The 7013-nt window shown below is 60.4% G+C and carries 7 protein-coding genes and 1 tRNA gene; 1 reads left to right on the forward strand and 7 read right to left on the reverse strand.

The window, feature by feature from the left end; translation table 11 throughout:
• The first annotated feature begins 398 nt into the window (after positions 1–398).
• Entirely contained in the window at positions 399–1082 is a 684-nt protein-coding gene (locus VLY20_08230) for an HAD family phosphatase (GenBank protein ID HUK56631.1), read from the forward strand.
• 206 nt (positions 1083–1288) lie between these two features.
• Here VLY20_08230 and VLY20_08235 read toward each other — a convergent pair whose 3' ends face one another.
• From VLY20_08235 to VLY20_08265, 7 genes are all read right to left on the reverse strand, one after another.
• Positions 1289–2107, reverse strand: coding sequence for a right-handed parallel beta-helix repeat-containing protein (locus VLY20_08235; GenBank protein HUK56632.1), 819 nt, complete (start codon positions 2105–2107; stop codon positions 1289–1291).
• On the reverse strand, positions 2104–2616 hold the full coding sequence (locus tag VLY20_08240) for a YdeI/OmpD-associated family protein (protein ID HUK56633.1): 513 nt from the start codon (positions 2614–2616) through the stop codon (positions 2104–2106). Before VLY20_08240 ends, VLY20_08235 begins: the two co-directional genes overlap by 4 nt.
• Positions 2617–2648: 32 nt before the next feature.
• Positions 2649–4334: a dihydroxy-acid dehydratase gene (gene ilvD, locus VLY20_08245; GenBank protein HUK56634.1), complete on the reverse strand. Its 1686-nt coding sequence runs from the start codon at positions 4332–4334 to the stop codon at positions 2649–2651.
• A gap of 280 nt (positions 4335–4614) precedes the next feature.
• Positions 4615–4706, reverse strand: a tRNA-Ser gene (locus VLY20_08250).
• Between the two features lie 96 nt (positions 4707–4802).
• The gene (locus tag VLY20_08255; GenBank protein HUK56635.1) at positions 4803–5447 is read right to left on the reverse strand and encodes a TPM domain-containing protein; all 645 of its coding nucleotides are present in this window, start codon (positions 5445–5447) and stop codon (positions 4803–4805) included.
• A complete protein-coding gene (locus VLY20_08260) occupies positions 5447–6319 on the reverse strand; it encodes a TPM domain-containing protein (GenBank protein HUK56636.1) in 873 nt (290 codons plus the stop codon). Before VLY20_08260 ends, VLY20_08255 begins: the two co-directional genes overlap by 1 nt.
• Positions 6320–6322: 3 nt before the next feature.
• The gene (locus VLY20_08265; GenBank protein ID HUK56637.1) at positions 6323–6910 is read right to left on the reverse strand and encodes a LemA family protein; all 588 of its coding nucleotides are present in this window, start codon (positions 6908–6910) and stop codon (positions 6323–6325) included.
• Between the last annotated feature and the right edge of the window lie 103 nt (positions 6911–7013).

The following is a 7013-nucleotide window of genomic DNA, read 5'->3' on the forward strand; positions in this document are numbered from 1 at the left end:
AGCCTATTTCGAAACTTATCCCTCAACTGGAAAGGTATTGCGCGATCTCTTTCTCGCCCAGATCCGCCGGATGACGTTCATGATGAAAGAGAAGAAAACGCCGGCGCAAAATTGAGCGGCCAAGCCTTAGCCGGGTCAAACAAAAGCCGCCGGAGCAGGAAGGGGCCAGTCGAACGGGTCTTCAAAGGCGCTGCCAGCCTTCGCTTGATGCACGAGTCGCAGCAATGTTACTTTTTCGTCCATGGCCAACCGTTCGACGACCTTGCGTTTGATCGCAATTGATTAAATGGTGTTCCGTTATTCTTGGGAGGCTCCGGCGTGCCTCAGCGCTCAGGCAGGCAACTGCCTTTCTATAAAAGTAATTTGTTCTGTTATCTGAATTTTGTTATAGTAGCCTTATGCTACGCGCGGTAATTTTCGATTGCGACGGTGTGATCGTGAACAGCGAGCCGCACCACCTGACGGCCTTTCGCGAGGTTCTCGCGCAGGAAGGGATTCCTCTATCCACCGAGGACTACTATTCGAAGTACCTCGCGATGGACGACAAGGGCTGCTTCGAAACTATCTTGCGCGCCAACAACCGCCCGGTCGACAATAAAATCATAAAAAGCCTGATCATCCGGAAGATGGAGGCGTACCGTCGGCTTTCGCAACAGGAGCTGATCCTCTATCCCGGGGTCGTGGATCTGGTGAGCCGTCTCCAGGGCCGGTACCGGCTCGCGATCGCTTCCGGCGCGTTCCGCGGGGAGGTGAAGTTCGCGCTGGACAAGGGCGGAATGCGCGGCGCGTTTCCGGTGCTCGTGACGGCGCAGGACGTCCGGAACGGGAAGCCGCACCCCGAGGCGTTTCAGACCGCGCTGGCCCAGATCAATCAAACCGGGCCGATCCCATCCCCGCCGATCCGGCCGGAGGAATGCCTCGTGATCGAGGATTCGCTGCACGGCATCGAAGGCGCGCACGCGGCCGGCATGAAATGCCTCGCGGTGACGAATTCCTACCCGAAAGAAAAGCTGACCCACGCGGAGCGAACCGTCGATAGCCTCCAGGGAATCCGGCCGGAAGATCTCGAAAAACTTTTTTAGCGACGCAGCTATACCGGTGCCCCCCGGCCTTCGCCCGCCGCACAAGTCGCATCGACCGTACTCCATGTGTTTGGCTTGCCGTTCGACGACCTGACGTTTGATCACCGTTGATTGGATCGGTCGACGGTATTCTAAGGAAGCTCCGTGTGCGCCCGGCTCAGACCGGGGGCCGCCGGTATAGCCGCAAAGGGATTTCCCTTGCCTGCTTACCGTCCGATCTCAGCCAGCGGCTCTTCCGTCACGCACAGCGCCCCGCGCGGATTGGGCTCGAGGCGGTTGGCCTTCATAAGCTCATCGCGGCCGGGCGTGGTCTCGCAGTCCGGCGTCATCACTAGACCCCAGTGTTGATTGTCCCGGCACGCGTTTTCAAGGACCATCGCCTGCGCGTGATAGAAGATCAGGATCCCGCTCAGCATGTTGTCACGGCAAAGGTTCCGGACCAGATCCGGGCGGGTTTCGGGATCGCGCACCGCGATTCCGAAATGGTGATTGGCGTGACAGCGATTTTTGGTGAGATAGGGACGGGCGCCGGCAAAGATGAAGATCCCGGATTCGCGGTTCCGGCAGACCTCGTTGTCCATCAGGCTGGCCCGGCATCGGGGTCCGTAGACCACGATTCCCGAGAGGAGCCCTTCGGTGATCCGGCAGCCGGTGATCGTGCAGGTCGAATCGAGAACGTTCATCGCCGAATGCGGGTCGCTCCCGACGTACCGGAACGTGATCCCGCTGACCAGCCCCTCCGGAACCTGTTGGAGGTAGAAGGGACCGCCGCGGCGGCTGAAAATTTGGACATGGTCGCGGCCGGCCCCGATCATCCGGACCGGGCGGTTTTCGACGAAAATCTTGTCCTCGTACACGCCGGACCGGATAAAGATCTGGTCGTCCGGGCCGGCATCCTTCAAGGCCTCGCTCGGAAGGCGGTAGGAAGACGGGCCCGAGCCGTCCACGACCAGCGTCTCGCCGCCGGTCGGATTCTGAGGCGGCTCGGGCAGGAAGGTTGATTTCTCCGAGGCCTCCTCATTCATTCTTTACTGCCGTAGGTCCGGCCCTGCGCGATCATCGTCACGGCGCTGCGGATCCGCCGCGCGCGCGTTTCGGGCCGCTTCGCCGACTCGATCCAGCGAATGAATTCTTTTTTGTGGGTGTAGGACAGTTTCCCAAAAAGATTCCGGGCCGTCTTGCTCCGGGAGAGCGCCGCCATCAGATCCCGGGGAACCGCGACGCTTCGAAGTTCGTTATCCTTTTGCAGAACAACCTGAACCGTCCGACCCGCCTGGATTTTGGCCCCTTCCCACATCTGCTTGTTGACCATCATGAAATGCCGGCCTTCGCCCATCGGGAACAGGGAACTGCGGAAGGGAAATCCGTTGATCGTGCCTTTGACCGGAAGGCGGGCACGGGTTCCGAAAACATCCTCGACCGAGAACGGCATCCGGAAAACGGTCCAGGCGTCATCCACCCCCATCGACTCAAGCCGGGTCTCGAATACTTGAACTCCCGGACGGGACTTAAGCTTGGTCTTGGAAACCGGCATTGACGATCACCTCCGCGCGAACGCACCCGCCCTTATTCGCAAATCGCCCCTTTTGCGGCGCTTTGGACGTATCGGGCGTATTTCGCGAGGGCGCCGCGGGTGTATTGGGGACGGGGCGGCTTCCACTTTTTAAGCCGCTGCCGGATCTCTTTTTCCGTCAGCTCGACGTCGATCCGGCGCCGGGTCGCGTCGATGACGATGTGATCGCCGTTCTTCACGATCGCGATCGGTCCGCCGACGGCCGCCTCGGGGGCCACGTGGCCGGCCATCAATCCGTGCGTCGCGCCGGAAAAGCGGCCGTCCGTCAGCAGCGCCACCGAATCGCCCAATCCCTCGCCGACCAGCGCGGCCGTCAGGGCCAGCATCTCGCGCATGCCGGGCCCGCCCTTCGGCCCTTCATACCGGATCACGACGACGTCGCCGGCCTTGATCCGCCGGGCCTTCACCGCGGCAAACGCGTCCTGCTCGCGGTCAAAGACCTTCGCCGGTCCCCGGTGCTTCAGATTCTTCACCCCGGCGATCTTCACGACGCAGCCCTCCGGGGCGAGATTGCCTTTCAAGATCACGATCGCGCCGGCGGGATTGATCGGGGATTTCACGGGATGCACCACATCCTGGTTGACGGGAAACTCCACATCCTTGAGATTTTCCTTCACCGTTTTCCCGGTCACGGTCAGGGCGTCCCCGTGGAGAAGACCGGCGTCCAACAGTTCCTTCATGAGGATCGGCACGCCCCCGACCCGGTCCAGATCGACCATGACATAACGTCCTCCGGGCTTCATGTCGGCGATGTGCGGCGTCCGGCGGCTGATCCGGTCGTAATCCTCGATCTTGAGCTTCGCCCCGGCCTCATGGGCGATCGCCAGAAGATGGAGGACGGAATTCGTCGAGCCGCCTATCGCGACGCAGACCGCGATCGCGTTCTCAAGCGACTTGCGCGTGATGATATCAAGGGGTTTGATTCCCAGCTTCAGTAAATTGAGCACGGCCTTGCCGCTCTCGACACAAACCCAGTTCCGCCGCTCATCGATGGCCGGAACCGAGGCGCTGCCCGGAAGCGACATCCCCAGGGCCTCGATCGCCGAGGCCATCGTGTTGGCGGTGAACATGCCGGCGCAGGAACCTTCGCCGGGACAGGCCGCGTTCTCCAGCGTCTTTAATTCGCTCGATGAGATCTTGCCCATGGTGTAGGCTCCGACGGCCTCAAAAACGTCCTGGATCGTGACGTCCCTTCCATGGAACGTTCCCGGCATGATCGTCCCGCCGTAGATAAAAACGGAGGGGATGTTCAGTCGCGCACTGGCCATCACCATCCCCGGCAGGCTTTTGTCGCAGCCGGCGATCGTGACGAGGCCGTCGAAGCGCTGGGCGAAGGCCACCAGCTCGACCGAGTCCGCGATCGCCTCCCGGGTCATGAGCGAGGCCTTCATGCCTTCGTGCCCCATCGCGATCCCGTCGCTCACGGCGATCGTCCCGAATTCGACCGGCATCCCGCCGGCCTCGCGCACGCCTTCCTTGGCATGCTGGGCCAGTCGGTTCAAATGGACATTGCACGGGGTAACCTCGTTCCAGGAGCTGGCCACGCCGATATGCGGCCGGGCCAGTTGTTCATCTGAAAACCCCATCGCGTGAAACATGGCCCGATGCGGCGAGCGCTCGGGACCTTCCATCACGTCGCGGCTGCGGAGTTTAAGCGGATTAGGTTTTTGCTCGGGCATGATGACACGTCCTTTCAAAAATATTTTGGGAATAGGCAGGAATCGTTCGCCTCAGGGCTTACGATCCCCCAAAACCCAATTTACAATTTACCACACACCAAAATTTTCCGCAGAAAAAGTAAATCGTAAAGGGTGAATAGGGGAAAATTTCCCTGCGGAAAATTTCCGGAGAGGTAGGGATTCGCAAGGTGCCGCCGTGCCAAAGGCACGGAATATCAATCCCTCGCCCGAAGGCTTCCTCTCACATCCGAATCCCAAACGGACACATTACGTAAATATATGGCGGAGAGGTAGGGATTCGAACCCTAGGTGGAGGTTTCCCCCCACAACTGCTTAGCAGGCAGCTGCCTTCAACCGCTCGGCCACCTCTCCGTAAAAATCGCTTCGCAATATTCAGAGCATTAGAAAATGGATACGCTGTGGATTGCTCATTTTATTCAAAACATCGGATGATTGCAACGACTCTTTTTAGGCGCTCTGAATCGGTGCGTCCGGCAACTCGTTCGGATTCTCCCTCGGGCTGCTTCCATCGGCCGGAAAGTGCCGCGTCAGAACCTCGCCGCAGACGGCGATCGCCTCGCAAAACCCGTCTCCGGGCCGCCTCTCCTTGAGGGCCCGAGTCAGGACGTTCGCCGCCTTCCGCCATTCGGCGTCCCCCACCTTTTCATGGATGCCGCGGTCCGCCAGGATCTGAACCCTCCGTTCCAATAAGGACGCCAGGATCAGGACGCCTGTGGACTCCCGCGTCTTGTGCAGTTCGTGTTCATAGAAGGCGCGCAGAGCCCGATCGAAAACCTTCGCCTCCATCTCCCGGTGCGTGAGAAACAGGCGCTTGATCCCGTCTATACGGAAAAGAAGATCGCCGAGAACGTAACCCAGAAGCTCAAGCATCAGAAATAAAGAAGGATGGCTCTTGGGCCAGAGGACCATGCCTGTTACAAACGCCGCCACGGCGAAAGCGATCCCGCCCGCCACGTGCAGATGGGCGTAGGCATCACTCGCGCGAACGATCATCGGCACGATTTCGCCGCGCGTGCGCGATTCGGCCTTGGCCACGGCGCGACGGATCCGTTCTTGATCGTTTGGGTTGAGATATCGTTCTACTTTCCGCATCACCACCTCCCCGAAGCGCCGCCGCCGCCGAAACCTCCTCCGCCGCCGGAGAATCCTCCAAACCCGCCGCCCCCCAGCCCGCCGCCGAAGCCGCCGAAACCCGAGCGGCCGCTCCATCCCCCGCCGCCCATCGGCCCGCCGTAGAAACCGAAAAAGAGTTTCAGGAAAAACGGAGCAACGGCGCCGAACAGGAGTCCCAGAATGACGGCCGGAATCAGTCCGATCCCGGCAAGCCCGGCGAGCATCTTGAATCCGCCGGCCAGAAAACCTCCCGCGATCGCGCCCGCGCTCCAGTGAATCAGTCCGATCAGGCCCGCGAAAAACAAGAGCATGACGAGGATGGGAAAGAACGACTGGACTTGCTCCGGAGCCTTCTGTTCGGCCGTGAATTCCCCTCCGATCACGGCCTCCATGGCCGACACGGCCTCGGTAATGCCGCCATCGTAGTCGCCGGACCGGAACCGAGGCGCAAGGATGTTCCGGATGATCTCCGCCGATCGGGCGTCGGTCAGAACGCCTTCGAGGCCGTAGCCGACTTCGATCCGCACCCGGTGTTCGTTGGGTGCGACGATTAAAATCGCGCCGTTGTCTTTATGCTTTTGTCCCGCCTTCCAGGCCTCCGCGACCGCGATCGAATAGGACTCGATGTCCTGACCTTCGAGGGATTTCACCGTCAGAACGACGATCTGATTGGACGTGCGCTGCTCGTACTCGGAAAGCGCCCGGTCCAAGGAGGCGATCTGTTGCGGGGTTAAGATGCCGGCCTCGTCCGTCACGTACCCCGCCGGTTGCGGCACGGCGGCCCAAACCGGAGCGAACGTTCCGATCGCGAATAAGATTGCAAGAAAGCACGACAGCTTGATGAAACGCACGGCTTAGAACTTCACCTCGGGCGGCTTTTCGGCGCCCGGCGTCGTGGCCGTGAAATTCGGCCGGATGTCCAGATGAAGGATATACCGGGCCGTGAGATTGGTCGGGAAGTAGCGGACCATCTTGTTATATTCGTTCACGGAGTCGATGTAGCGTTTGCGCGCCACGGTGATCCGGTTCTCGGTCCCCTCGAGCTGGGACTGGAGGTCCAGAAAATTCTGGTTGGCCTTGAGATCGGGATACTTCTCGACCACGACCATCAGGCGGGAAAGCGCCGAGGTCAGACCGGCCTGCGCGTCTTCGAATTGTTTAAAGCTCTGGGGATCATTGAGCGTCTGGGGCGTCACCTGCAGCGAGCCGACCTTGGCCCTCGCTTCGGTGACGGCCTCCAGGGTTTCCCGTTCGTGCGCCGCGTACCCCTTCACCACGTTGACCAGGTTCGGGATCAGGTCGGCCCGCCGCTGATACTGGTTCTGAACCTCCGACCAGGCCGCCTTCACGTTTTCATCAAGGCCTTGCAGGTCGTTGTAGCCGCAACCGGCCAGCAAGACCATCGTCAATCCAACGACCATCGTTCGTACGAGTCCCGGCATAGCGCAGCCCTCCATGATGATTGTCGATGCTCTATGATAACGGAAGAGCGGTACCGGGCACAAGGGGCCGGGGTTTGGAAGGAGGTTTTGGATTGGAAGATTG

The sequence above is a fragment of the Nitrospiria bacterium genome, from assembly GCA_035517655.1.
Classification (GTDB): domain Bacteria; phylum Nitrospirota; class Nitrospiria; order JACQBZ01; family JACQBZ01; genus JACQBZ01.